Genomic DNA, 25,898 nt, shown 5'->3' on the forward strand with positions numbered 1-25,898 from the left:
TAGTAATAAAATGAAATATTAAATTTTATTAAAATCAATATTTGTGATAGTATTATTAATAATTTAATATATGTTCATTACTAATATAAGTATTTTTTATTTATATTAGTTTTTTATTAAATTATATTAATCAGAAGGATATTTTTCATAGATTAGAAAGAGAGAAATAAAAATGGATATTAGTAAATCTTCATTGGCTTCTTCAACGCAAGATGAAAATAATTATGTAGTGGAAGTTGTTAAACCTTCACTATCAAGAAAAAAAGTGTTCGAAAGAAATTTAAAAAAATTTGTAAAAAATTTACCTATAATAACTGCCGGTACTGCTACAGTAGTAACATTAGCGGTTGGCGGAATTGATGGCTTTCAATGTTCTGATTTAGGAATAGCAGCTAGTGCAGGTACATCTGCTGCTATGATGGGTGCAGTTATTAAAGCTACGATTAAACAAAATAAATAAGAGAAAGTAGAATTAGAAGATGAGAATAATGAAAAATAAAGTATTCTTCAGAGAAAATTAGAAGAATTACAATTAGAAACAGTAGGAGCAAAAATTCTTAAAAAACAATTAGAAAGAACTAAAGTTTAACTTGAATTAGTTAAAGCAAGAGAAGAATTAGCAAAACTTAATAACATAACTAGTTTAAATATTACTTCATCACCGATCCCTCAAGAATTTAATTTAGCAAAAGTAGTAAATGTAGAAACGAGTAATAGTTGTTGATTATCAATTCTTTAATTGTAAAATTAAAAAGGACACTTATATAAAAATTAAATTGTGTTAGTTCTATAATTAAGAAAAGAAAGGAATTAGCGCAATGTATAAGTATCTGAGTATTGAATCAATAATAGCAATAAAAGAATATAAAAATTATGGATTTTCGATTCGTAAAATAGCAAAAATTGTTGATTATAGTAAATCAACTGTACATAGAGTTTGTAGATTATTAAATAAAAACTTATTGCCATTAGAAATATTAGACTTGGTGCAAAACTAAGGTAATTCAAAATTATATATTCCTGCTATTAAATTAAATCTTAATGCAAATCTTCGTATTTTATTGCGATATTTTAAACTTAAAATTTTAAAACGTTTTAGTTTAGCAAATACGTGTTCAATTTTAATTCTAATTTTACTTAAAGTTTTATTGTATTCTTTTTGAATTGGTGTTAATTGATTGTATTTACTTTTTTTAAATGGCAAAAATGTATTTTTATGAATATTTTGTATACCTTGATAACCTGAATCAACAAAAACTTGTTTTTCTGGATGAATAAAAGTTTTAGATTTTAGAAGCAATTTAAAATCATGAATGCTTCCAAAACAAAAAGCAGTTGAAATGATTTTTCCATTGGAAATATCAATAATTATTTGGGATTTGAGAGAATGATGTTTCTTTTTAACTGAAAAAAGTAATTTTAGTTTTTTTTAATTATTTCAATTGGAGTTTCAGTAGCATCAATAGCTAACAAATTATTATTAGTACCTTTATTTTTTGTTAAATCTTTTTTTCCAGGTAAATTAAAAATTCCGCTTTTTATTAAAATATTTTCAATTCAAAAAATATTACGAATGCAACTAGTATTACTAATATTATATCTTTTTGCAATAACTCTATAACTACTATAGTCTTTTCAATATTCTAAAGTCATTAATAAACGCTCTTCAATTACAATTTTATTTTTTCTACCACCATAATATTTTTGTTTAGACTCAGCAATTTTTAAAATTTCAAGCATTTTATAAAATGTTTGTGGCTTTATGCCGACTAAACTATAAAATTCTTGATCATCTTTATATTTTTTCAACATAATAACTATCACCTTTAATATTAATAATAATCGTTAAATTGTTAAAATTAAAGGTTTTGCACCAAGTCTATTGAATCAATTTCAAAAAAATAAACAAAATGCAGGCAGAAAATTAATAATTTTAACTTTAACAGAAATTAATAGTATTAATCATTTGTTAATGACTAAAAAGTATGCTCTTGATATAATTGCTAACTTTTTAAAGGAAAATAAAATAAAAAGTATTTCGACAAAAACTTTATATAACATGTTTAAAACAAATCGAATGGGTTTTGATGAAAATAACTTATTGAGAAAAGGCAAAAATAAATCTCACAAACAAAAAGAAACTAGGGGCAAAATTAATAATTGTAAGTCTATTCATGAAAGAAATTTAATCATTACTAATATTAAAAATATACAAGAATTTGGTCATTTAGAAGGTGATACTATCATTGGCAAAGATCATAAAAGTTCTATTATTACTTTGGCTGATATATGATCAAAAACCACAATTCCTTTAGTAACTAAAAATCATAAATCAGAAAATATTACGAAAAGTATAATAAAATTTATTTCAAAGTTACAAAAAGGAACAGTTAAAACCATTACTTTTGATCGTGGTAAAGAATTTAGTAAATGAAGATTAATCGAAAAAATTTGTAATGTCAAAATTTATTTTGCAGATCCTGGTAAACCTTGCCAAAGGGGTTTAAATGAAAATAATAATGGTATTTTAAGAAGATATTTACCAAAATCTACAGATCTATCTTCATATAAACAAAAAGATTTAAATTTTATAGCATTTCAAATTAATTCTACACCCAGAAAATCGCTCTCTTATAAAAGACCAATAGATTTAATACAATTATTTTAAAAAACTGTCCCATTTATATTTACAACTCAGGAATATAAAAAAAAGAATTAGAAAAAAGGAAGATAGAAGCCGAAAATTTGATTAGGGAAAAAGAGCTTGAACAATTAAGTCTAGAAAGAAGTAGGGTACAACAAGATATTTTAACTAAGCAGTTAGACCTTGCAAAATTAGAAATGACTACCACGTTAGAAACAGATAAAACATTAGTACAACCTCAATTAAATGTTACATTAAAAGTAGAAAGTTTATTTGATATTTTAGAAAAAAATAGATTAGCAAAAAAAGAGAGTAGAAGGAAATTTTTTGAAGATGAATCATTAGATGAAAGATTAAATATTGAAAAAATTAATAAATCAGAATCACAAAATCAACAATCTTTAACAAAAAATTATTCGCAAGAAAGTTGCAAATTTAAAGTTTATTAAAAATATTATGATACATTTTTATTAAGTTAAATCTAAATTTTAATTTTCAAGAAGTATTTTTATAAAGGTTATATTTTCATTTATATTTCATAATTGTCGTTAAACATGTTAATCATCATTTATGATAGAATTTAATATATGAGATTTTAGAGTTGTGAGGTTTTAGTATGGAAGTGTCAGCAGAGAATTATAGAAACATTAATTCTCATAATCGTTGAGGAATTATTGTTAGTTCGGGATTAATGGCAATAACTTTGATTATAAGTTGAGTATTATGACTTATACTTTATCGTACTAATGTTAATGAGATTTTAGTAATTTTAACTGAAGTAATTAATAGTAAAGGCATTACATTTACTCTTACTTTTCAGATTTTAACAATTTTTACTTTAATTTTTTCGGTTATTACTCTAGTGTTTATTACAATTCCATTTATTTTTTTAAATAAATATGGAGTAATAACTTTAGTATGAGCATTAATAGTAGTAGTAATTTCGCTTGTCTTACTTATTGGTTCAGGATTATTAATAAGTTATGGTTATAAAAAAATTTATAGTTATGTTATGGACAAAAAAATTATTCATGTTTTATTTTTTATTTTACCTTGAGGCTTTGTATTAATTTGTAGTTTCTTTTTAGTACTTTTTTCTTTATTATTAATAATAACTAATTTAAGAAATAAATCAAAAAAAGCATTATCATTGACAAATAATAATGCTTTATCAGCAACAGAAATACCCACAAGTGTTGAACAAAATTCTCTTTTTGGTGAACAAACTATTGGACCATCATTTACAGATCGATTTTTTAATGAACATGATAAATCAACACAAGGTATAAATATAGTTATTAATAATACTGGTGGAGGTGCACTTCCACAATCAAAATTACTTGATAATCAAGTAACTAGTAATCCAAATCCTGTTCAAACTAATAACAGTAGTAATGTTGTTAATAGTGAAGTAACTTGAACACCACAACAAATTGAAGAAGTATGAAATAAAGGAGAAATTATTGATGATTATAATCCACAGTTATATCGAAAAGACTATGCGGGTGCGCTAATGTTTAAAAATAACTTTATTAGTAATGTTAAACTTAATGATGATCCTAAAAGTTATAATTGAACTATTATACATCAACGACCTTTATTTCATGGAGGTACTTCTGATATTAGTAATTTACAACCAATGAATAATACTAATGCTATTACTAAAGGTAATAATTATCCACGTTGAAAAACAGCTATTACTTTTAATGGAAAACAAAATTTTTTAAAACAAAAATCATGAAAAGATAAAAAATAGAGTATTAATCATTAATTTAACTGAAGATGATATTAAGCATATTATAAATATAATTGGTATTTTGCTTAGTTGTTAATAATTTAAATTTAATTACACTATTATCTTTTAAAATTTATTTGTTTATGGGAAAATGTATATAATAATTAAAAGATAGGAGCAATTAATCATGCAAGTTATTGTCCATGGAAAAAATATTAATATTACTTATGAAATTAAAAATGCTGTTGATAAAAATTTTCATTATTTACAAGAAAAGTATTCTAAATATATTAAAAAAGATATGATTGCTAAAGTTGGTATTGAAAGAAATAGTAATCATACATATAATATTTCCGTTCATATTCAGTTATTAAATAATAATTTTTTACAGTGTTTAGTAGAAAATCACGATCTTTATGTTGGCATTAATAAAACATTAGTTCCGTTGGAAAAACAATTAAGTCGTTTAAAAACGGTTGCTGATAAAACTGGTGCTGAAAGCGTTGGTCAATTTATAACTAAAGAAATTCTTGATGATAATAGTGAAGTTATTATTGACGTAACAGAAAATAAAGATTAAAGAAAACGTTTATGAAAGTATACAATTATTAGCATTATTTTTTTTATGTAAATATGATGCATCATATTTTTCATTTTCTGCATCTTGTGCTTTTTTTTGTAAATTTTCTTCTGGTGTTATTTTTAAATTTCGTTTATAAATATTTGTATCCATTTTGTTTATTATTAAAATGGCATATTCAAGACTTTTTTTTATTTCTTTAATTAATTGTATATTTAAATTATCTTGATAGTTTTTTGTTGAAATATGTTTCTTTTTTTTGTTATCTCTAATTCTAAAATGTTTGATATAGTTATAGTAATAAAAAATATAATAGAGATTTTTAAAAGTATTAATAATTTTTTTTGTATATTTTTCAATAAAAAAATCACTAATATCACTATTAGTTGCGTTATCTTTTATACAAATTTTATAAAAAATTATAGTTAAAGTAGTTGTATTATTAAATACTTCACTTACTTCTTTTTCAATTTCTTTTGTTAATTTTTTATGGCTTTTCTCCCTTTATGTACTATTTTTAAATTTTATCACATAAATGCTGAGAAAAGCCTATCTACGGACTTCTCCCCACATTTTTAAATCAAACATAACATTACAGTTTCAAAACTAGGTATATTGTTGAATTTATATGCCGATTCTTTTGCGTATAAATGAACATGATGTTTTTCAACTTTGATATGTGTTTTAAATGTTCGTCTGATGTGCTTTCATGCCGATTCAATCTGGTTTATGTTTACACCAGTTTTTGAAACATAGCCATCTTGATGGTTAACTGTTTCATGCTTAGTGAAAACTGATTTAAAATGGCGATATCCTTTTCAAGAATCAGTATGTACATCACACTTTGAAGAAATGTGGTTTCTTGCAAATTGCAAAAGATTTTTTTGATTTGCATTTTTCAACACTTTCACAATTAAATTATTGGTTGTTTTTTCATAAATCCCAACAATCAAAGTTTTATTTTTTAAGGATCTTCCTTGTTTTTTAAAACCCATATGTGAAAGATACATTTCATCCATTTGCACTATGCCCTCAACAATGAATTGGGGTTCTTGTTTTGCAATTGCACTTCGGATTTTATGACCCATTCTTCAAGCAGTTTTCAAAGTTACTCCCAATTCTTTTGCAACATCAGTTGATGGAATTCCATGTTTGGTGTTTATTCATCTAAAGATGAGATAAAACCAAGATGTCAAAGGTGTTTGTGACTTGTAAAAAATGGTGTCATGAAGAATACTAAATGTTTGATGACATTTCAAACATCTTATTCTTCTTAAATCAGAAGTATTCAAATTTGTTCAAGAACACCTCATACATTTGTTTTCCTTCAAACTTGCTATATATTTCAAACAATCTTTTTCTGTTTGAAATATATTGTTGAACTCATTCAATTTCATTGTTTCCTCCACAAGTACATGTGGGGAGAAGTCCGTTTTTTATTTATTGTTATTAGTGGAATTTTAATTTTATGATGTGTATCATAAAATTCTTTTATTAATGTTTCTAAATCCATATTTTTTGTTTTATTAAATTCATTAGCAATTTTTTCATTAGTCAAAAATGTAATAAATTTTTGATCTAGAAACCCATTGACTGTTGTATAAAAATATATAATTTTTTCTATTAAAGTTTTGAATATATATTCACAAAAAACTTTAGCATATTCAGTAGGATCTGGTAAATAATTAGTAGATATTTTTAACATATTATTGTTCCTTTCAAAATCATTAAATTTTATGTATATAAAATTTCAATACTTATTATAGTTAACACTTTTGAATGTTAACAATTAAATATTATTTTATATTAGACTTGGTGCAAAACCTTTAATTTTAACAATTTAACAATTATTATTAATATTAAAGGTGATAGTTATTATGTTGAAAAAATATAAAGATGATCAAGCATTTTATAGTTTAGTCGGCATAAAGCCACAAACATTTTATAAAATGCTTGAAATTTTAAAAATTGCTGAGTCTAAACAAAAATATTATGGTGGTAGAAAAAATAAAATTGTAATTGAAGGGCGTTTATTAATGACTTTAGAATATTGAAAAGACTATAGTAGTTATAGAGTTATTGCAAAAAGATATAATATTAGTCATACTAGTTGCATTCGTAATATTTTTTGAATTGAAAATATTTTAATAAAAAGCGGAATTTTTAATTTACCCGGAAAAAAAGATTTAACAAAAAATAAAGGTACTAATAATAATTTGTTAGCTATTGATGCTACTGAAACTCCAATTGAAAGAATTAAAAAAAACTAAAATTACTTTTTTCAGGTAAAAAGAAACATCATTCTCTCAAATCCCAAATAATTATTGATATTTCCAATGGAAAAATTATTTCAACTGCTTTTTGTTTTGGAAGCATTCATGATTTTAAATTGCTTCTAAAATCTAAAACTTTTATTCATCCAGAAAAACAAGTTTTTGTTGATTCAGGTTATCAAGGTATACAAAATATTCATAAAAATAAATTTTTGCCATTTAAAAAAAGTAAATACAATCAATTAACACCAATTCAAAAAGAATACAATAAAACTTTAAGTAAAATTAGAATTAAAATTGAACACGTATTTGCTAAACTAAAACGTTTTAAAATTTTAAGTTTAAAATATCGCAATAAAATACGAAGATTTGCATTAAGATTTAATTTAATAGCAGGAATATATAATTTTGAATTACCTTAGTTTTGCACCAAGTCTATTATATAAAATTACAATTGTTAATAAGTGGTTGAACATTAAATTTAGTTATTAAGAAGTTAATATATTTTCGTTATCATTAAATTAATTTTTATTTTAAAAAGTGATAATCTTTTTATATAAAATAGGAGGTAATTTATTGAAATATGTAATTGTTATTATGAAAATTGTAATTGAAATTTCTGCAAAAAATAAGATTACGATTAAAAACACAAAAATTCCTAAAATTTATATAGTAAATTTTTGAAGTATAGTTTAATTATTAATTATACTTTTGGTTAGTTAGTATTTTATATATTTTAAATTTTATTATTTTCTATTATATAATGTTTAAGTATAAAAATAAGACAGTTAAGAATAAGTAATTATTTAATTATTATTGTATTACTTTACTAAAAGTAATATTAATATTAATTTTTAAAATTATAGATAGTATTTTATATTTAATAATTAGGTAGTTTAGTTTTTCTTAATTATGTTTTTATATAGAAAAAACCATTATCAATATATAATATCTTTATCTTTAAGATTATTATTGTCTTGATATATTATATTAGGTATAATATAAAAGACTATAAAAATTATAAGAGATTTTATTTTATATAAATTTAATTTATTATTAATATAATAGGGGTGATTATGTGGAGAAAGATAAAGATATTATGAACATTATTAAAAAAGCATTATCAGAAAGTATTTTATCTGTACCAGGTGTTGCCAATATTTATGAAAAAGATAATAATTATGGAATTAAAGTTAACAAGTCTGATTTAGGTTGAATTATTGATATTAATATAGTTTGTTTTTTTAATAATAATATTTGAAATATTATGAATCAAACTCAGAAAAATTTAAAATATATTGTTGAAAAGATTATTAAACATCAAGACTATATAGTACTTAACATTTTTGTTCATGATTTAATTGAAGAATAAAAGAAAATATAAGGTGAAATTAAATGAAAAAAATTGATATTAAAACCTTAAAAGTTATGCTTATTAGCGGTGCTAATAATCTTTATAATCATCATTTTGAAGTTGATAAATTAAATGTTTTCCCAGTACCTGATGGTGATACTGGAACCAATATGAATTTAACAATGATGAATGGTATAAAAGAATTAAATAGCAAAGAATATGATAGTTTAAAAACATTTGCTACTACTTTTTCTCGTGGTTTAATGATGGGTGCGCGTGGTAATTCTGGAGTTATTTTATCTCAAATTTTTCGTGGTTTTTTTCAAACTATAAAAACAAAAGATTTAAAAAATGATTTCATTAGTAATGAGGATTTATTAAAATCTTGAAAAAGTGCGCAAGATTATGCATATCGTGCAGTTATGAAACCAGTAGAAGGTACTATTCTTACTATTATTAAAGATGGTGCTAAGTATATTAATGAAAATGAATTAGAAATAACAGGCAAAGATTCGCTTTATATTTTTGAGAAATTACTAGAAGGAATGAATGAATCATTAAAAAGAACACCTGATTTATTGCCAATTTTAAAAAAAGTAGGAGTTGTTGATTCGGGTGGTGCTGGTTTAGTTTATATTGTTGAAGGTATGGTGTATGGTTTAAAGCACGGTAAAGCTATTGCGCCAAATAAAAAATCAGAACAACAAGATACAGCAAAATTAGAAATGGTTTTAAATCAAGAAAACTTTGGTTATTGTTCAGAAGTTATTGTAAAACTAAATAAAGTTAGTAAGTTAGATTTTAATTTAAGCAAAACACGAACTGATTTAGAAACAATGGATGGTCAATCAATAGTTTTAGTAGATGATGAAGATTTAATCAAAGTTCATGTTCATACTTTAAAACCAGGTCAAATTTTAAATTATTTTCAGAAATTTGGTGAAATTTTAAAAGTAAAAATTGAAAATATGACCGAACAGGCAAAAGCACATACACAAACCATTAAACCAATTCGTAAATTAAATAATAAATTTGCTTTAATTGCTGCTGTTCCTGGTAGAGGAATTGAAACCTTTTTTAGAGATGAATTAAAGGTTAACGATATTATTATGTATTCAAAAAGAATTAATCCATCAACAGATGAATTTTTAAAGTCAATTGAAATTGTCGATGCAAAAAATGTCTTTATTTTGCCAAATGATAGTAATTTATTTTTAGCAGCAGAACAAGCAAGAAAATTAGAAAAAAAATCAAAAGTTTTTGTATTACCTGCTAAAAATATTGCTCAAGGTATGCGTGCCGCTTTAAATTTCAATCCTGAATTAAGTGCAAAAGAAAATAATAAAAATATGTGAAGTGAAATTAAATATGCTGCTTTTGGTTATGTAACAGTTGCTGATCGTGATGTTGAAATAGATGGTATTAAAATTGGAAAAAAACACTTTTTTTCTGCTGTTAGTTTTCGTAATAAAGATGGTAAAGAAAAAATTATTGCTTCAAACGAAAATTTATTTAATGTAATTAAAGTATTGTTTACTAAATTAATTTGAGATGGTGCAGAAATAATTACTATTTTTAAAGGTAAAGGTTATTCAAAAGATCAAATTAATTTTATGAAAAAAATTTTAGATGAAGATTATGATATTGAATATGAAATTGTTGATGGTGATCAAGAAGTTTATAACTTTCTTTTCGTAGTGGAATAATACTATGTTATAATATTATAGACTCTATTCAAATAGTTAGAAAGGAGAAGATTATGACTAATTTATTATTATCCTCAGTTAATCCAAATGATCCAAAGACTTGATCAACTAGTTTAATTGTTTTAGCAAGCTTAGTAGCTATTGTTGGTGTAATTTTGTTTGTTGTTACTATGATTTGATTTTTCACTTGAATTAAGTATTCTTGATTCCATCGTGAAAATAGTGCTAATTTAACTGGTGGCGAGTTATCTCAAAAATATTTAAAAACATACGGTATTAATGCAAAAAGAATAAAATTTAAGGGATTTGGTAATATTAATAGTATTACTGTTGAACCTAGGTTTTTTTATTTAAGGCCATATTTATTTAATAATGGTAATTTTACTTTAAGACTATTACCATGAACTTATCACCGTCGTTCTATTTATACTTTAGCAATGGCAATGGAAAGTACTTGGGCAGTAAGTAGTTCAAATAGTAGTCGTTTTAATACTTTTTGATGAGATTTTTCTCGTAAAATAACATTATTTTTTGTTTTAATTCCTTTTGCACTTGCTATTCTATTTGCTCTTTCACCTGCTAATTCTTGAATTACTTTATCAGCAGCGAGCGCCAATATATTTTCAATTGTTTTATCAATTTTAGGTAGTATTTTATTAATTCTTTTTTCTTCAATGCAAATGATTTTTTATGCTAAATCAAGAAAAGAAATTTGTCAAAATCTTGTTGGTATTTTAAATGAAAAAGAAATACGTGCTATTAGTTGAATTTTCCAAATTAAGTTTATTTATTACTTGATTCGTATGATTTATGAAATATTACAACTTATTTTACGTATTGTGATGTACACACAGCAAAATGAGAAATAATAAAAATTTGTACCTATAATTTAGGTACAAATTTTAAATTTAAAATTATATTAAGTTTTATTGATAAAACATTATTTTCAAAACTTACTAAAATAGAATATTTTATAAAAGTTTTGAAAATAATGTTTTTTTAATTTTACATTTAATTACTAAACTAATATTTTTCATTTTCATTTATTATTGTATATTTAAAATTTTATTTTGATAGTTTTAAATTTTAAATATATGGAATGGCAACACTTTTTAGGACTATTTTTTGGTAGACATTTGTTTTTGATAATTAACTGGAGTTAAGTAGTTTAAAGTGCTGTGGATTCTTATGTTGTTATATCAATTGATATAATCAAATAATTCTAATTTTAATTGGATTAATGATCTAAAATTTTTATCATTAATAAATTCAGTTTTGAAAGTTTTAAAAGTTGCTTCAGCAACAGCATTGTCATAAGGACAACCTTTTTTGCTTAAAGAGCGAGTAATATTGAATGCTAGTAAAAGTTTATCAATAATTTTATTATTAAATTCATTACCTCGATCGCTATGAAATATTTGAATATCTTTTAAACAGCGATTTGATTGCATAAATGCTTCATATACTAATGATGCATCTTTTTTAGTGCCTACACTATGTCCAATAATTTCGCGGTTAAATAGGTCTATTAATAAACAAATATAGTTTCACTTACCATTTACTTGAACATAAGTTAAATCACTAACAATAACTTCATTTTTAATCCTATTCTTAAAGTTTCTATTAACAAGATTAGTTATTTGACTATCATTGACTTTATTATGATGATTTTTGTGTCTTAATTTAGTGTATTTTGATATTAAATTATGTTTATTCATAATTTCTTTAATTTTTCGTCTTGATAAATAAATTTCTTGGTTTTCTAATATGACTTTTAATCTTCTTGTGCCATAAATTTCTTTATTTTCTTTAAAAGCACTAATAACAGCTTCATCATACATATTATTTTGATTTTTTTCTTTTTTCTTGAAATTAAAATAATATGTTGATTTAGAGGGCTTTAAAAAACGACACATTGTACGAATTTTATATTTACATTTATTATTGATAATAATCTCTATTTTCTGCCTATTATTAGTGCTGCTTGCTTTAAAATATCATTTTCCATTCGTAACCGTTTTAATTCTTTTCTTAATTTAATTAATTCATTTTCTTCAACAGAACGATTATCTTTAGATTTAAAACTACCTGAATTAGTAAATTGCTTAATTCAATTATAAGTAGCTGCTCTTGTAACATTGTACTCTTTAGCAAGACAAGACACTGACTTACCACTTTGATATAAAGCTACTATTTGTTTCTTAAATTCGTCGGTATATGAGTTAATATTGGCCATAATTATAGTTCCTTTCTTTTAACTAATTTGTTCACTTGTCTACGTAATTAGTGTCCAATAAAGTGTAACCTATCCAATATAATAAAATACACTTATTAATTTAATATATACATATTCATTAGTAATTTTTTGTATATTTATTGCAAAAACCTGAGTTGTAAATATAAATGGGACAGTTTTTTAAAATAATTGTATTAAATCTATTGGTCTTTTATAAGAGAGCGATTTTCTGGGTGTAGAATTAATTTGAAATGCTATAAAATTTAAATCTTTTTGTTTATATGCAGATAGATCTGTAGATTTTGGTAAATATTTTCTTAAAATACCATTATTATTTTCATTTAAACCCCTTTGGCAAGGTTTACCAGGATCTGCAAAATAAATTTTGACATTACAAATTTTTTCGATTAATCTTCATTTACTAAATTCTTTACCACGATCAAAAGTAATGGTTTTAACTGTTCCTTTTTGTAACTTTGAAATAAATTTTATTATACTTTTCGTAATATTTTCTGATTTATGATTTTTAGTTACTAAAGGAATTGTGGTTTTTGATCATATATCAGCCAAAGTAATAATAGAACTTTTATGATTTTTGCCAATGATAGTATCACCTTCTAAATTAACAAATTCTTGTATATTTTTAATATTAGGAATGATTAAATTTCTTTCATGAATAGACTTACAATTATTAATTTTGCCCCTAGTTTCTTTTTGTTTGTGAGATTTATTTTTGCCTTTTCTCAATAAGTTATTTTCATCAAAACCCATTCGATTTGTTTTAAACATGTTATATAAAGTTTTTGTTGAAATACTTTTTATTTTATTTTCCTTTAAAAAGTTAGCAATTATATCAAGAGCATACTTTTTAGTAATTAACATTAGTAATTAACAAATGATTAATACTATTAATTTCTGTTAAAGTTAAAATTATTAATTTTCTGCCTGCATTTTGTTTATTTTTTTGAAATTGATTCAATATTTCTAATGGCAATAAGTTTTTATTTAATAATCTACAAACTCTATGTACAGTTGATTTACTATAATCAACAATTTTTGCTATTTTACGAATCGAAAATCCATAATTTTTATATTCTTTTATTGCTATTATTGATTCAATACTCAGATACTTATACATTTCGCTAATTCCTTTCTTTTTTTAATTATAGAACTAACACAATTTAATTTTTATATAAGTGTCCTTTTTAATTTTACAATTAAAGCAATAATAAATCAAAAATCGATTATAGAAAGATATTACATATATCAATTATGTTATACTATTTTTATAAGTTATTTTGTGGAGAATGTTAAGAGGTGATGTTCTTATGATTAAAAATGGCATTAAAATATCAAAATCTCAATCTCGTGGTGATGAAGTTGGATTACTTTTTTTCTTATTAGTAATCTTCTTTTTCCTAATAGTTAGTTTAACTAGATTTTCAATAATTGGTAAAGTACTTGATGATTTTCTTTTTTCTTTTTTATTTGGGTGAATGAAATATGCTGTTTATTTCTTTCTTTTTTTAATGATTATTCCTTTAGCTTTTGGTTATCGCATGCAATTTAAATTGAAGTATATTTTTGTTTATTTTTTATTTTTAGTGATTAGTTGTTGGACAACGCAAACTTTAACTTTAATAATTTTAGGAAAGAATAATTTATGAACTAGTTATTATAATTTAAACCTATTAAATATTAGTGAAATATACGTTAAAACATGATGAAATACAAATGGTATAAATAATTATCTAGGTTTTTTTGCTTCACAAATTTCTTTTAAAGATTTTAGTGTTGAAACCTTTTTTCCAGCATATGCTACTGGTGGCATTATTAGTAATATTTTAATAGGTATTTTTAATTATGGTTTTTTTGTTACTAATTTAATTGCAAACTTTATTAGTATTTTTTCTTTAACTTGTTTATTTATTTTTAATAAACCTTTTATTTTCTTTAGCAAAATGAAACAAATTATTAAACAAATTATTATTAATAATAAAAATAAAAAGCAAAAAAATAAAATAAATGCTGATTTAAAACAAAAACATATTAAGTTAAAAAAAGAAAAATTATTAATTGATAAGCAAGTTAAAAAATCTTTTAGAAAAGAAAATAGTTTTAATAAGGAATCAAAGAAGGAACCACCTATATCACCAGTAAAAAAAGCAGAAATAAAACAAAATGAAATAAAACAAAATGATAATAGTGACATTATCAATAAACCTTCTTCGCCTATTGTTTATTTTAATGAAAATAGTTATTTAACTCCTTTTGGTAAAATTGACCCTGAAAAACAAAAAGATGTAATGAGTAATAGCAAAGGTACTCTGGTAGTTAAAAAAAGTTTAGAAGATAGTATTTTAAATCGTGAAATTCTTAATGATAACGAAACTATTATTAATAACGAATCATAAGTAATTAATAATGAATAAAATTAAGAGTTTACTTTAGGATAAAACATTATATTAATGTTAAAATCAAAGTATCTTTTAATTTGTTAATAAATTTAGGTGAACTAATGGCAGAAAAATCTTTACTAAAAATGAAAATTAAACTTTTACCTAATATTGCTGGATGTTATTTATTTAAAGATATACATAATAATTTAATTTATGTTGGTAAAGCTAATTCATTAAAAAAACGAGTAACTTCATATTTAAATAAAGCCAGTAATTTTAAAACAATGTTATTAGTTAATGATATTCATGATGTTGAATACATTACGACATCTAATGAAAAAGAGGCTTTAATTTTAGAACAAACATTGATTAAAAAACATCATCCTAAATATAATATTTTGTTAGCAGATGATAAAAAATATCCTTATATTCAAATTACTAATAATCGTGATCCACAATATCGTTATGTACGTAGTGCTACTAAAAAAGAGGGACATTATTATGGACCATTTCCAGATGGTACTGGTGCGCGTGAAATTTTAAAGTTATTGGAACGAATTTTTCCATTACGAAAATGTGCTGGTAATCTTGGTAAACCTTGTTTATATTATCATTTACAGCAATGTTCTGGTGCTTGTTTTAAATCAGTACCTATTACTTATTATGAAGATATGAGTAGTAAAATTGATCAATTTTTCAAAGGGAATGTTACTGCTGTTAAAAAAATATTAATTAATAATATGAATATTAGTGTTGAAAACTTACAATTTGAAAATGCTAATCGTATTAAAATTTTGTTATCAAAAATAGATTTATTTTTATCACAACAAGTTGTTGAGTTTCAAGATTATGGAAATCGCGATTTTATTAATTTTTTAATTAAAGATGAAATGGTTGTTTTAATTACTTTATTTTATCGTAATGGTAAATTGCAAGCTAAAGATGAACAAATAGTTCAAAATAATTACTTAGAAATTCAAGATTTAATTCGTAATTATTGTCAACAACTATATAGTAAAAATACATTGCCAAATGAAATATATTTACCATCAAATATGGATTTAAAACAATTAAAATTATTATTTCCACAAATAAAATTTATTAATCCAATTAAAGGAACAAAAGAACATATTTTAACATTGGCAAAAACCAATGCCATTTACGCATGAAATAATTATTTACAAACTAATCAATTTAATGCACCGTTAAATATGATGAAAGTATTATCACAATGATTAAAAATTCCTAATTTAAATCATTTAGAGGTTTTTGATGTTTCTAATCTTCAACAAAGTGCTAGTGTTGGCGGTATGATTGTTTATAAGAATGGTAATCCCAGTTTTAATGATTATCGCAAATTTTTATTAGATCCAAAAATTATTGATGATTATCATCGTTTTTGTGAAATGATTTATCGTAGATATCATCACTTAGTTATTAATAAATTGCCACTTCCTGATTTAATTATTGTTGATGGTGGAAAACCACAAATTAGTGCTACATTAGAACAACTAACATTATTAAACTTAACAATTCCTATTATTGGATTAGTTAAAAATAAAAAACATCAAACTGATAAAATTATAAATGATAAAATGCAAATTATTAATATTCCTAAAAATGATGCTTGTTTTTTATTTTTGAGTAAATTACAAGATCAAGTTCATAATTATGCAATTAAATATCATAAAACAAAACGAAGTCAATCAATGATAAGTAGTGTTTTATCATCAGTACCAGGAATTGGTTTACAATTACAAAATAAAATATTACAGCAATTTCCAACTTGACAATTATTGCAAAATGCTACAAAAACACAACTTTCATCATTAGTTAAATCAAAAGTAATTTTAGAAAAACTATGAAAAGAATTACATAGTTTTGAATAATATATCCTGATTTGTAAATATAAATGGGACAGTTTTTTAAAATAATTGTATTAAATCTATTGGTCTTTTATAAGAGAGCGATTTTCTGGGTGTAGAATTAATTTGAAATGCTATAAAATTTAAATCTTTTTGTTTATATGAAGATAGATCTGTAGATTTTGGTAAATATCTTCTTAAAATACCATTATTATTTTCATTTAAACCCCTTTGGCAAGGTTTACCAGGATCTGCAAAATAAATTTTGACATTACAAATTTTTTCGATTAATCTTCATTTACTAAATTCTTTACCACGATCAAAAGTAATGGTTTTAACTGTTCCTTTTTGTAACTTTGAAATAAATTTTATTATACTTTTCGTAATATTTTCTGATTTATGATTTTTAGTTACTAAAGGAATTGTGGTTTTTGATCATATATCAGCCAAAGTAATAATAGAACTTTTATGATTTTTGCCAATGATAGTATCACCTTCTAAATTAACAAATTCTTGTATATTTTTAATATTAGGAATGATTAAATTTCTTTCATGAATAGACTTACAATTATTAATTTTGCCCCTAGTTTCTTTTTGTTTGTGAGATTTATTTTTGCCTTTTCTCAATAAGTTATTTTCATCAAAACCCATTCGATTTGTTTTAAACATGTTATATAAAGTTTTTGTTGAAATACTTTTTATTTTATTTTCCTTTAAAAAGTTAGCAATTATATCAAGAGCATACTTTTTAGTAATTAACAAATGATTAATACTATTAATTTCTGTTAAAGTTAAAATTATTAATTTTCTGCCTGCGTTTTGTTTATTTTTTTGAAATTGATTCAATATTTCTAATGGCAATAAGTTTTTATTTAATAATCTACAAACTCTATGTACAGTTGATTTACTATAATCAACAATTTTTGCTATTTTACGAATCGAAAATCCATAATTTTTATATTAGACTTGGTGCAAAACCTTTAATTTTAACAATTTAACGATTATTATTAATATTAAAGGTGATAGTTATTATGTTGAAAAAATATAAAGATGATCAAGAATTTTATAGTTTAGTCGGCATAAAGCCACAAACATTTTATAAAATGCTTGAAATTTTAAAAATTGCTGAGTCTAAACAAAAATATTATGGTGGTAGAAAAAATAAAATTGTAATTGAAGAGCGTTTATTAATGACTTTAGAATATTGAAAAGACTATAGTAGTTATAGAGTTATTGCAAAAAGATATAATATTAGTCATACTAGTTGCATTCGTAATATTTTTTGAATTGAAAATATTTTAATAAAAAGCGGAATTTTTAATTTACCTGGAAAAAAAGATTTAACAAAAAATAAAGGTACTAATAATAATTTGTTAGCTATTGATGCTACTGAAACTCCAATTGAAAGAATTAAAAAAAACTAAAATTACTTTTTTCAGGTAAAAAGAAACATCATTCTCTCAAATCCCAAATAATTATTGATATTTCCGATGGAAAAATTATTTCAACTGCTTTTTGTTTTGGAAGCATTCATGATTTTAAATTGCTTCTAAAATCTAAAACTTTTATTCATCCAGAAAAACAAGTTTTTGTTGATTCGGGTTATCAAGGTATACAAAATATTCATAAAAATACATTTTTGCCATTTAAAAAAAGTAAATACAATCAATTAACACCAATTCAAAAAGCATACAATAAAACTTTAAGTAAAATTAGAATTAAAATTGAACACGTATTTGCTAAACTAAAACGTTTTAAAATTTTAAGTTTAAAATATCGCAATAAAATACGAAGATTTGCATTAAGATTTAATTTAATAGCAGGAATATATAATTTTGAATTACCTTAGTTTTGCACCAATTCTATTCTTTTATTGCTATTATTGATTCAATACTCAGATACTTATACATTGCGCTAATTCCTTTCTTTTCTTAATTATAGAACTAACACAATTTAATTTTTATATAAGTGTCCTTTTTAATTTTACAATTAAAGTTTAAATAAATAAATATATGATAAAATGAAAATGAAATAAATTGTAGTAAGGAGTTTTTTTCATGGCAAATAAACCAAAAAACAGTGTTTATAATGAATCATCAATTCAAATTTTAGAAGGTCTAGAAGCAGTTAGAAAAAGACCTGGAATGTATATTGGTTCTACTGATAATCGTGGTCTTCATCATCTAGTTTGAGAAATTGTTGATAATGGTATTGATGAAGCATTAGCTGGTTTTTGTACTAGTATTGTTGTTACTATTAATGTTGATAAGTCAGTTACTGTTGAAGACAATGGTCGTGGTGTTCCGACTGGTATGCATGCTTCAAAAAAAAGTACTCCCGAAGTTATTTATACGGTTTTACATGCTGGTGGAAAATTTGACACCAATAGTTATAAAGCCTCGGGTGGTTTACATGGCGTTGGTGCTTCAGTAGTAAATGCTTTAAGTAATTGAATGATTGTTACTATTCATCGTGATAAAAAAATTCATGAAATTAAATTTAAAAATGGTGGTAAGATTGATCAAAGTTTAAAAATGATTGGTAACACTTATAAAACAGGAACTAGGGTACAATTTTTACCTGATTTTCATCGTGTTTTTCTAGGTTGTGATTGAAATGTTCATTTATTTGAACAACATTTACGTGAAAGTGCTTTTTTAATTAATGATTTAAGTATTCAATTAATTGATAAGAGGACAGGTACTGAAGAAACTTTTCATTATGAAAATGGCTTAGTTGCTTTCATGCAATATTTAAATAAAGATAAAAAAAATTTATCACCAATTGTTAGTTTAAAAGGTAAACAAAATAATATTGACGTTGAAATTGTATTACAATATACGGAAGATTATAGCGAAACGTTAGTAGGGTTTGCCAATAACGTTAAAACTGTTGATGGCGGAAGTCATTTAGTTGGTTTTAAAAGTGGTTTAACAAAAGCTATTAATGAATATGCAAGAAAACAAGAATTATTAAAAGCAAAAGATAAAAATTTAGAAGGTAATGATTTGCGAGAAGGTTTGGTTGCTATTGTTTCGTTGCGTATTCCTGAAAATTTAATTCAATATGAAGGTCAAACAAAAGGTAAATTAGGAACGCCCGAAGCAAGAATTGTTGTTGATAATATTGTTAATGAAAGATTTTCATTTTGACTTCACGAAAATAGTGATGCTGCTAAAAAAATTATTGATAAAGCCATTAAGGCTCGTGATATTCGTAATGCTTTAAGAAAAGAACGCGAATCATTGCGTAATAAAAGTAAAGATACGCAAAAATTTTTAGTAGGTAAATTGGTGCCTGCACAAAGTAAAAATCCTAACATTAATGAATTATTTTTAGTGGAAGGAGATTCCGCTGGTGGCAGTGCCAAGTCAGGTCGTGATCGTAAGTTCCAAGCGATATTACCGTTAAAAGGAAAAGTAATTAATGCCGAAAAAACTAAAGTAATTGATCTTTTTAATAATGAGGAAATTAGTATGATTATTAATGCGATTGGTGCTGGTGTTGGTAACGAATTTAGTATTGAAACTTGTAATTATAATAAAGTCATTATTATGACTGATGCCGATACTGATGGTGCCCATATTCAAATTTTATTACTAACTTTTTTCTATCGTTATATGCGAGATTTAATTACTTCGGGTAATATTTATATTGCATTACCGCCTTTATTTAAAATTTCTTTTAAAGAAGAAGAGCAAGAGAAACATTTATATGTTTGAAATGAGTTAGAATTAAAAGATAAAGTTGAAACAATTAAAGGTAAATATGATCTGCAACGTTATAAAGGTTTAGGAGAAATGAATGCTGAACAATTATGAGAAACAACTATGGATCCAAATGTCCGTCAATTAATTAAAATTACTATTGAGGATGCTCTATCAGCAGAAACAGAAATTCAAATATTAATGGGTGATAAACCAGAAAAAAGACGAAAATGAATTGAAGAAAATATTTCTTTTGAAGCTAGTGATTATTAAGAAAAAGGAGTTTATAAGTTATGAATAGTAAAGAAGAGATGCAACAAAATAATGAACAAATTTTATCTTATCCTATTGATGATATTGTTGCAGAACGTTTTGGTCGATATGCCAAATATATTATTTTAGAACGAGCATTGCCCGATGTCCGTGATGGTTTGAAACCAGTTCAACGTCGAATTTTGCATGCTATGAATGATTTGGGTTTAACCAATGATAAAGCATATAAAAAAGCAGCTCGTGTTGTTGGAGAAGTAATTGGTAAATATCATCCTCATGGTGATACAGCGGTTTATGCTGCGATGTGTAGAATGGCACAAGAGTGAAAGGTAGCATGACCATTAGTACAAATGCATGGTAATAAAGGTTCAATTGATGGTGATAATCCTGCTGCGATGCGATATACAGAAGCGCGTTTATCATTAATTTCAGAATTATTATTGAAGGATATTAAGAAAAATACTGTTAGTTTAATTAAAAATTTTGATGAATCAGAAACAGAACCAACAGTTTTACCTGCCTATTTTCCTAATTTATTAGTAAATGGTGCTTCTGGAATTGCTGTTGGAATGGCAACTAATATTCCACCTCATAATTTACAAGAAGTAATTAATGCAATTGTCATGAGAATTAATAATCCACAATGTAATTTAAGCGAATTAATGCGTGTTATTAAGGGTCCTGACTTTCCAACCGGAGGAATTATTCAAGGTATTAAAGGTATTAAAGAAGCTTATCGTTCTGGTAAAGGGCGAATTGCAATTCGTGCTAAAACTCATATTAATAATGAAGGTGAAATTCCACAAATAATTATTACCGAAATTCCATTTGAAGTTATTAAACAAGATTTGATTAAAAAAATTGATGATGTTAAAACATTAGCAAAAATTCATGGTATTAAAGAAGTACGTGATGAAACGGATCGTTTTGGTTTACGAATAGTTATTGATTTAGTAGAAGATAGTAAACCGCAAGAAATTTTAAATTATTTATTTAAAAATACCAATTTACAAATTTATTATAACTTTAATTTAGTAGCAATCGCTAACAAAAAACCAGTACAAATGAGTTTAATTAATATGTTAGATTTTTATATTAATCATCAAATTGATGTTGTTACTAAGCGTTCACAATATGACTTAGCACAATTAGAACGAAGATTAGAGATTGTTAATGGTTTAGTTATTGCATTAAGTGAAGTTGATAAAGTAATTAAAATTATTAGAACATCAACTGACCGTATGCAATCAAAATTAAATTTAATATCAGCTTTTAATTTTACTGATATTCAAGCAGAAGCAATTGTACAATTGCGTTTGTATCGTTTAACTGCTACTGATATTCAATCATTAGTTTTAGAAAAAGCAGATATTGAAAGTAAAATTATTGTTTTACAAGAAATTCTTAATAATGAAAATTCACTACGTCAAGTTATTATTACTGAGTTAGAACAAATTAATTCTCATTTTTCTGGACTAAGAAAATCACAAATTCAAGGTGAAATTTCTGAAATTACAATTGATGAAAAAGCAACATTGCGACAAGAAAATGTATTTGTTAGTATTAGTTATGATGGTTGAATTAAGGTAATAAGTAGTAAAGTATTTTTACAAAATCTTGATTATCAAGATTTTGTACGTAAGCCAAATGATGTTATTATTGGTGGAGCAATGTTCAATAATTTTAATAATTTATTATTTTTTACAAATAAAGGTAATTATTTTTTAATACCAATTTTTAAATTAGAAGAAAATAAATGAAAAGATAATGGTATTCATGTTAATACGTTATGTAAACTTGAAGGAAATGAAAAAATTATTAGTGTTGCGCAAGTTAATAGTTTTGAACAGCCAAATGTAAATATAGTAGTCGCTACTAGATATGGTTTAATTAAAAGAATGCCACTTTTAGAGTTAGCAACTACTAGATTTAATAAAACCGCCAAATATGTTAAGTTAAAAGAGAACGATAGTGTTATTGGTGTTAATAGTACTACCGGTCATGATTTTATTGTTATTAGTACTCGCAAGGGTATGACTTTAAAATATTTAGAAACGAAAGTTCCATTATTAACTAAAACTGCAACAGGTGTTAAAGCTTTGAAAATTAATTCTGAAGAAGATGAAGTGGTAGGAATGGCTTGTGGTAATAGTAATGATATTTATGCAATGTTAACATCAGTTGGAACAATTAAACGAATGTTATTCAATACTATTGAACAAACTTCACGAACAACAAAAGGTAATAAAGTAATAAAAGTTCCTAAAAGTAAAAGTATTAGTATTATTAAAACCTTCTTATCACCAGCAACATCTTTTATTAATATATTAACGAAAAAAGAAAAATGATTAGTGATTAAAGCAAGTGACATTAATCTTAGCAAGGTAAATGAAGGAACTGGCAAAGTAGTTGCTGATGATATTATTGCTGGTGGTAATAATTTAGTGATTGATTTAAAAACTGATGTTATTGATGCTGATATATCATCAATATCAGAAAATTTTAATACAAAAGAAAGCAACAATGGTATTTAAAATAAACTTTTTTATTGAAAATTATAAACTTTTTTAAAGAATTAGTTTTTTTGAATTTCATAAGGCTTTTATCCCTTTATGTACTATTTTTAAATTTTATCACATAAATGGAGATAAAAGCCTACCTAGGAAATTATCCCCGCATGTATTTAAATCCAACACAAAATTACAGTTTCAAAACTAGGTATGTTATTGAATTTATATGCTGATTCTTTTGCATATAAATGAATATTGTGCTTTGAAACTCTTATGTGTGTTCGGAAAGTTCGTCGGATGTGCTTTCATGCTGATTCAATCTGGTTTGTGTTTACACCTGTTGGTGACACATACCCAACTTCATGATTTACGATTTCATGTTTGGGATAGAAGTTTTTGAAACTTACATATCCCTTCCAAGAATCCGTAAATAGACAGCACTCAGTAAAAATGTGTTTCAATGCAAATCTTAAAAGGTTTTTTTCATCTGCATTTTTCAGCACCTTCACAATTAGTTTGTTGCTGGTTTTCTCATAAACTCCAACAATCAAAGTTTTATTCAACAAGGATCTTCCTTGTTTTTTAAAACCTAAATGTGAAAGATACATTTCATCCATCTGTGCTGTGCCATCAACAATGAAACCTGCATCTTGATTTCCAATTCTAGTCCTGATTTCATGACACATTCTTCAAGCTGTTTTATAGGTCATACCCAATTCCCTTGCAACATCGGTTGCTGGTATGCCATGCTTTGTGTTTATTCATCTAAAGATGAGATAAAACCAAGATGTCATTTGGGTCTGTGACTTATAAAAAATGGTTCCATAAAGAATACTAAATGTTTGGTTACAGTTCAAACATCGTATTCTTCTCAAATCAGAAGTATTCAAACTAGAAGAAGCACACCTGATGCATTTCATTATTTTCAACTTCGCTATATATTTCAAACAATCGTTTTCAGTTTGAAATATGCTATTGAATTCATTTCAATTCATTTTTTCCTCCACACTAGTATATGTGGGGATAATTTCCTTTCATAATATAAATTTAAATAATAATTTTAGTTAAGAGTGAATAGGATAGGACTTATATCAATGCTATAATTATTATAGTAGTGATTTAAGGAGGAAGTATAGATGACAAATAATATTATTAAATATCAATCTCTAATTAATGGTGAGTTGTATGAAAATGGTAATTGAATATCAGTTATCAACCCCACTACTAATAAAATAGCAGGCCAAGTTCCTGCCTTAACTAAAGTTGAAATTAAAAAAGTATATGAATCTGCAAAATTTTCTCAAAAAAATTGAGAACAAATGCCTATTTTAAAAAGAATTTCTTTTTTAAATTCTTGAAAACAATTAATTATTCGCGATAAATTAATACTTGCTGAATTAATGATCAATGAAATTGCTAAAGGCACAAAAGCGGCTTGCAGTGAAATTGATAGAACAGTTGAATATATTGAATATACTTTACAAGAAGCATTACGTCTTCATCCTGAATCTTATACAGGTGATAGTTGAGGAAGTATGAACAAATTAGCTATTTTTGAATACGTACCAAAAGGAATTGTTCTTGCTATTTCTCCTTTTAATTATCCGATAAATTTATCAGTCTCTAAAATATTTCCAGCACTTGTGACTGGTAATAGTGTTGTTTTTAAACCCGCAACACAAGGATCATTGGTGGGATTACACTTAGCTAAATTAGCCAAAGAAGCTAACATTCCTAATGGTGTTTTTAATGCTATAAGTGGTAAAGGTAGTGAAATTGGTGATAGTTTAGTTGAAAATGAAGCAATTAATGTTATTTCTTTTACTGGTAGTGCTGTTGTTGGTAATCGTATTTCACAGAAATCTTTAAAAGCTGATTTGATTTTAGAATTAGGAGGTAAAGATCCGGCAATAGTGCTTAATGATGCTGATCTTGAAAATACAGCAACCAAAATCATTAAAGGTGCATTTAGTTATTCAGGACAACGATGTACTGCTATTAAGAGAGTGTTAGTACAAAGAACAATTAGTAGCAAATTAATTCCAATTTTAAAAGAAAAAGTTGAAAAATTAACTGTTGGTTTGCCCACAGATGATTGTGATATTACTCCTGTTATTGATCAACCAACAGTTGATAATGCTAAAAAATTAATTAAAGATGCTTTAGATAAAGGAGCCAATTGTTTAATTGGTAATAAATTTAAAGAAAATTTAATGTGACCAACTATTATTACTGACGTAACAACAAAAATGAATTTAGCATGAGAAGAACCTTTTGCACCATTGTTGCCGATTATTATTTTTGATGAAGTAAAAGAAGCAATTAATATTGCAAATGATTCACAATATGGTTTACAAGCTTCTGTTTTTACTATTAATATTAATAGTGCAATGAGTATTGGTAAATTATTAGAAGTTGGAAGTGTTAATATTAATGATCAGTCACAACGTGGTCCCGATCACTTTTCTTTTGTTGGTGTTAAGGATTCAGGTCTTGGCGTACAAGGTATTCGTCCTTCGTTACTTGCTTTTACTAGACCAAAAGGGATTGTTATTAATTGAAAAACAAAAATTTAAAAGAAAAAATAAAACTTATTTTAATAAAAAAATAAGTTTT

At 24.6% G+C, this 25,898-nt stretch carries 22 protein-coding genes and 4 pseudogenes; 18 read left to right on the forward strand and 8 right to left on the reverse strand.

Annotation, left to right across the window (positions count from 1 at the left end):
- Nucleotides 1–172: 172 nt before the first annotated feature.
- Both AAHM78_RS03065 and AAHM78_RS03070 read left to right on the forward strand, forming a co-directional pair.
- A complete protein-coding gene (locus tag AAHM78_RS03065; protein ID WP_342254317.1) occupies nucleotides 173–460 on the forward strand; it encodes a hypothetical protein in 288 nt (95 codons plus the stop codon).
- A gap of 358 nt (nucleotides 461–818) precedes the next feature.
- Nucleotides 819–992, forward strand: a pseudogene (locus AAHM78_RS03070) (helix-turn-helix domain-containing protein); the annotation flags it as partial.
- Nucleotides 993–994: 2 nt separating this feature from the next.
- On the opposite strand, the gene AAHM78_RS03075 reads toward AAHM78_RS03070, so the two are convergent.
- Together AAHM78_RS03075 and AAHM78_RS03080 are read right to left on the reverse strand one after the other, a co-directional pair.
- The gene (locus AAHM78_RS03075; protein ID WP_342254611.1) at nucleotides 995–1,369 is read right to left on the reverse strand and encodes a transposase family protein; all 375 of its coding nucleotides are present in this window, start codon (nucleotides 1,367–1,369) and stop codon (nucleotides 995–997) included.
- A 50-nt stretch (nucleotides 1,370–1,419) separates the two neighbouring features.
- Nucleotides 1,420–1,812: a transposase family protein gene (locus AAHM78_RS03080; RefSeq protein WP_342254319.1), complete on the reverse strand. Its 393-nt coding sequence runs from the start codon at nucleotides 1,810–1,812 to the stop codon at nucleotides 1,420–1,422.
- Between the two features lie 67 nt (nucleotides 1,813–1,879).
- Between AAHM78_RS03080 and AAHM78_RS03085 the strand changes: the two are divergent.
- The 4 genes and pseudogenes from AAHM78_RS03085 to hpf all read left to right on the forward strand — a co-directional run.
- Nucleotides 1,880–2,668: pseudogene (locus AAHM78_RS03085) on the forward strand (IS30 family transposase); the annotation flags it as partial.
- 77 nt (nucleotides 2,669–2,745) lie between these two features.
- Complete coding sequence (locus AAHM78_RS03090) at nucleotides 2,746–3,093, forward strand: hypothetical protein (RefSeq protein ID WP_342254321.1); 348 nt, start codon at nucleotides 2,746–2,748, stop codon at nucleotides 3,091–3,093.
- A gap of 173 nt (nucleotides 3,094–3,266) precedes the next feature.
- Nucleotides 3,267–4,400 carry a hypothetical protein gene (locus AAHM78_RS03095; RefSeq protein WP_342254322.1) on the forward strand — a complete coding sequence of 378 codons (1,134 nt, stop codon included), beginning with the start codon at nucleotides 3,267–3,269 and terminating at the stop codon, nucleotides 4,398–4,400.
- 166 nt (nucleotides 4,401–4,566) lie between these two features.
- Nucleotides 4,567–4,959 (forward strand): ribosome hibernation-promoting factor, HPF/YfiA family, encoded by a 393-nt coding sequence (gene hpf / locus AAHM78_RS03100; protein WP_342254323.1) that lies wholly within the window; start codon nucleotides 4,567–4,569, stop codon nucleotides 4,957–4,959.
- Between the two features lie 575 nt (nucleotides 4,960–5,534).
- On the opposite strand, the gene AAHM78_RS03105 is transcribed toward hpf, so the two are convergent.
- Together AAHM78_RS03105 and AAHM78_RS03110 are read right to left on the reverse strand one after the other, a co-directional pair.
- Complete coding sequence (locus AAHM78_RS03105; RefSeq protein WP_342252843.1) at nucleotides 5,535–6,356, reverse strand: IS1595 family transposase; 822 nt, start codon at nucleotides 6,354–6,356, stop codon at nucleotides 5,535–5,537.
- Nucleotides 6,296–6,517, reverse strand: coding sequence for a hypothetical protein (locus AAHM78_RS03110; RefSeq protein WP_342254324.1), 222 nt, complete (start codon nucleotides 6,515–6,517; stop codon nucleotides 6,296–6,298). The genes AAHM78_RS03105 and AAHM78_RS03110 overlap by 61 nt, the downstream gene beginning before the upstream one ends.
- A 319-nt stretch (nucleotides 6,518–6,836) precedes the next feature.
- Here AAHM78_RS03110 and AAHM78_RS03115 point away from each other — a divergent pair, with 319 nt between their 5' ends.
- From AAHM78_RS03115 to AAHM78_RS03135, 5 genes are all read left to right on the forward strand, one after another.
- Nucleotides 6,837–7,229 (forward strand): transposase family protein, encoded by a 393-nt coding sequence (locus AAHM78_RS03115; protein WP_342254325.1) that lies wholly within the window; start codon nucleotides 6,837–6,839, stop codon nucleotides 7,227–7,229.
- 59 nt (nucleotides 7,230–7,288) lie between these two features.
- A complete protein-coding gene (locus AAHM78_RS03120) occupies nucleotides 7,289–7,654 on the forward strand; it encodes a transposase family protein (protein ID WP_342254944.1) in 366 nt (121 codons plus the stop codon).
- A gap of 656 nt (nucleotides 7,655–8,310) precedes the next feature.
- The gene (locus AAHM78_RS03125) at nucleotides 8,311–8,604 is read left to right on the forward strand and encodes a hypothetical protein (RefSeq protein ID WP_174481144.1); all 294 of its coding nucleotides are present in this window, start codon (nucleotides 8,311–8,313) and stop codon (nucleotides 8,602–8,604) included.
- Nucleotides 8,605–8,627: 23 nt separating this feature from the next.
- Complete coding sequence (locus tag AAHM78_RS03130) at nucleotides 8,628–10,292, forward strand: DAK2 domain-containing protein (RefSeq protein WP_342254326.1); 1,665 nt, start codon at nucleotides 8,628–8,630, stop codon at nucleotides 10,290–10,292.
- A 53-nt stretch (nucleotides 10,293–10,345) separates the two neighbouring features.
- The gene (locus AAHM78_RS03135; protein WP_342254327.1) at nucleotides 10,346–11,161 is read left to right on the forward strand and encodes a hypothetical protein; all 816 of its coding nucleotides are present in this window, start codon (nucleotides 10,346–10,348) and stop codon (nucleotides 11,159–11,161) included.
- A gap of 249 nt (nucleotides 11,162–11,410) precedes the next feature.
- On the opposite strand, the gene AAHM78_RS03140 is transcribed toward AAHM78_RS03135, so the two are convergent.
- Together AAHM78_RS03140 and AAHM78_RS03145 are read right to left on the reverse strand one after the other, a co-directional pair.
- Nucleotides 11,411–12,528 (reverse strand): IS3 family transposase gene (locus AAHM78_RS03140; RefSeq protein WP_342254328.1). Its coding sequence is split into 2 segments (ribosomal slippage): nucleotides 11,411–12,285 and nucleotides 12,285–12,528, totalling 1,119 coding nucleotides; the frame shifts between segments, so codons are not numbered across the junction.
- A gap of 180 nt (nucleotides 12,529–12,708) precedes the next feature.
- A pseudogene (locus AAHM78_RS03145) lies at nucleotides 12,709–13,666 on the reverse strand (IS30 family transposase).
- A gap of 190 nt (nucleotides 13,667–13,856) precedes the next feature.
- On the opposite strand from AAHM78_RS03145, the gene AAHM78_RS03155 reads away from it, so the two are divergent.
- On the forward strand, nucleotides 13,857–14,942 hold the full coding sequence (locus AAHM78_RS03155; protein ID WP_342254330.1) for a hypothetical protein: 1,086 nt from the start codon (nucleotides 13,857–13,859) through the stop codon (nucleotides 14,940–14,942).
- 104 nt (nucleotides 14,943–15,046) lie between these two features.
- Nucleotides 15,047–16,816, forward strand: a complete 1,770-nt coding sequence (gene uvrC / locus AAHM78_RS03160) for an excinuclease ABC subunit UvrC (RefSeq protein WP_342254331.1) — start codon at nucleotides 15,047–15,049, stop codon at nucleotides 16,814–16,816.
- Between the two features lie 36 nt (nucleotides 16,817–16,852).
- Here uvrC and AAHM78_RS03165 read toward each other — a convergent pair.
- Nucleotides 16,853–17,752, reverse strand: a pseudogene (locus AAHM78_RS03165) (IS30 family transposase); the annotation flags it as partial.
- Between the two features lie 71 nt (nucleotides 17,753–17,823).
- Here AAHM78_RS03165 and AAHM78_RS03170 point away from each other — a divergent pair.
- From AAHM78_RS03170 to parC, 4 genes are all read left to right on the forward strand, one after another.
- A complete protein-coding gene (locus AAHM78_RS03170; RefSeq protein WP_342252835.1) occupies nucleotides 17,824–18,216 on the forward strand; it encodes a transposase family protein in 393 nt (130 codons plus the stop codon).
- A gap of 59 nt (nucleotides 18,217–18,275) precedes the next feature.
- Nucleotides 18,276–18,641 (forward strand): transposase family protein, encoded by a 366-nt coding sequence (locus tag AAHM78_RS03175; protein ID WP_342255008.1) that lies wholly within the window; start codon nucleotides 18,276–18,278, stop codon nucleotides 18,639–18,641.
- A gap of 208 nt (nucleotides 18,642–18,849) precedes the next feature.
- Entirely contained in the window at nucleotides 18,850–20,772 is a 1,923-nt protein-coding gene (gene parE / locus AAHM78_RS03180) for a DNA topoisomerase IV subunit B (protein WP_342254332.1), read from the forward strand.
- 20 nt (nucleotides 20,773–20,792) lie between these two features.
- Nucleotides 20,793–23,306: a DNA topoisomerase IV subunit A gene (gene parC, locus AAHM78_RS03185; protein ID WP_342254333.1), complete on the forward strand. Its 2,514-nt coding sequence runs from the start codon at nucleotides 20,793–20,795 to the stop codon at nucleotides 23,304–23,306.
- Between the two features lie 149 nt (nucleotides 23,307–23,455).
- Here the strand turns inward: parC and AAHM78_RS03190 are convergent, their stop codons facing one another.
- Complete coding sequence (locus AAHM78_RS03190; protein WP_342254334.1) at nucleotides 23,456–24,172, reverse strand: IS1595 family transposase; 717 nt, start codon at nucleotides 24,170–24,172, stop codon at nucleotides 23,456–23,458.
- Between the two features lie 246 nt (nucleotides 24,173–24,418).
- Between AAHM78_RS03190 and AAHM78_RS03195 the strand changes: the two genes are divergently transcribed.
- Nucleotides 24,419–25,858, forward strand: coding sequence for an NADP-dependent glyceraldehyde-3-phosphate dehydrogenase (locus AAHM78_RS03195; RefSeq protein ID WP_342254335.1), 1,440 nt, complete (start codon nucleotides 24,419–24,421; stop codon nucleotides 25,856–25,858).
- Nucleotides 25,859–25,898 lie beyond the last annotated feature (40 nt).

The sequence above is a fragment of the Spiroplasma endosymbiont of Zeiraphera isertana genome (assembly GCF_964030805.1).
Classification (GTDB): Bacteria; Bacillota_I; Bacilli_A; order Mycoplasmatales; family VBWQ01; genus Spiroplasma_E.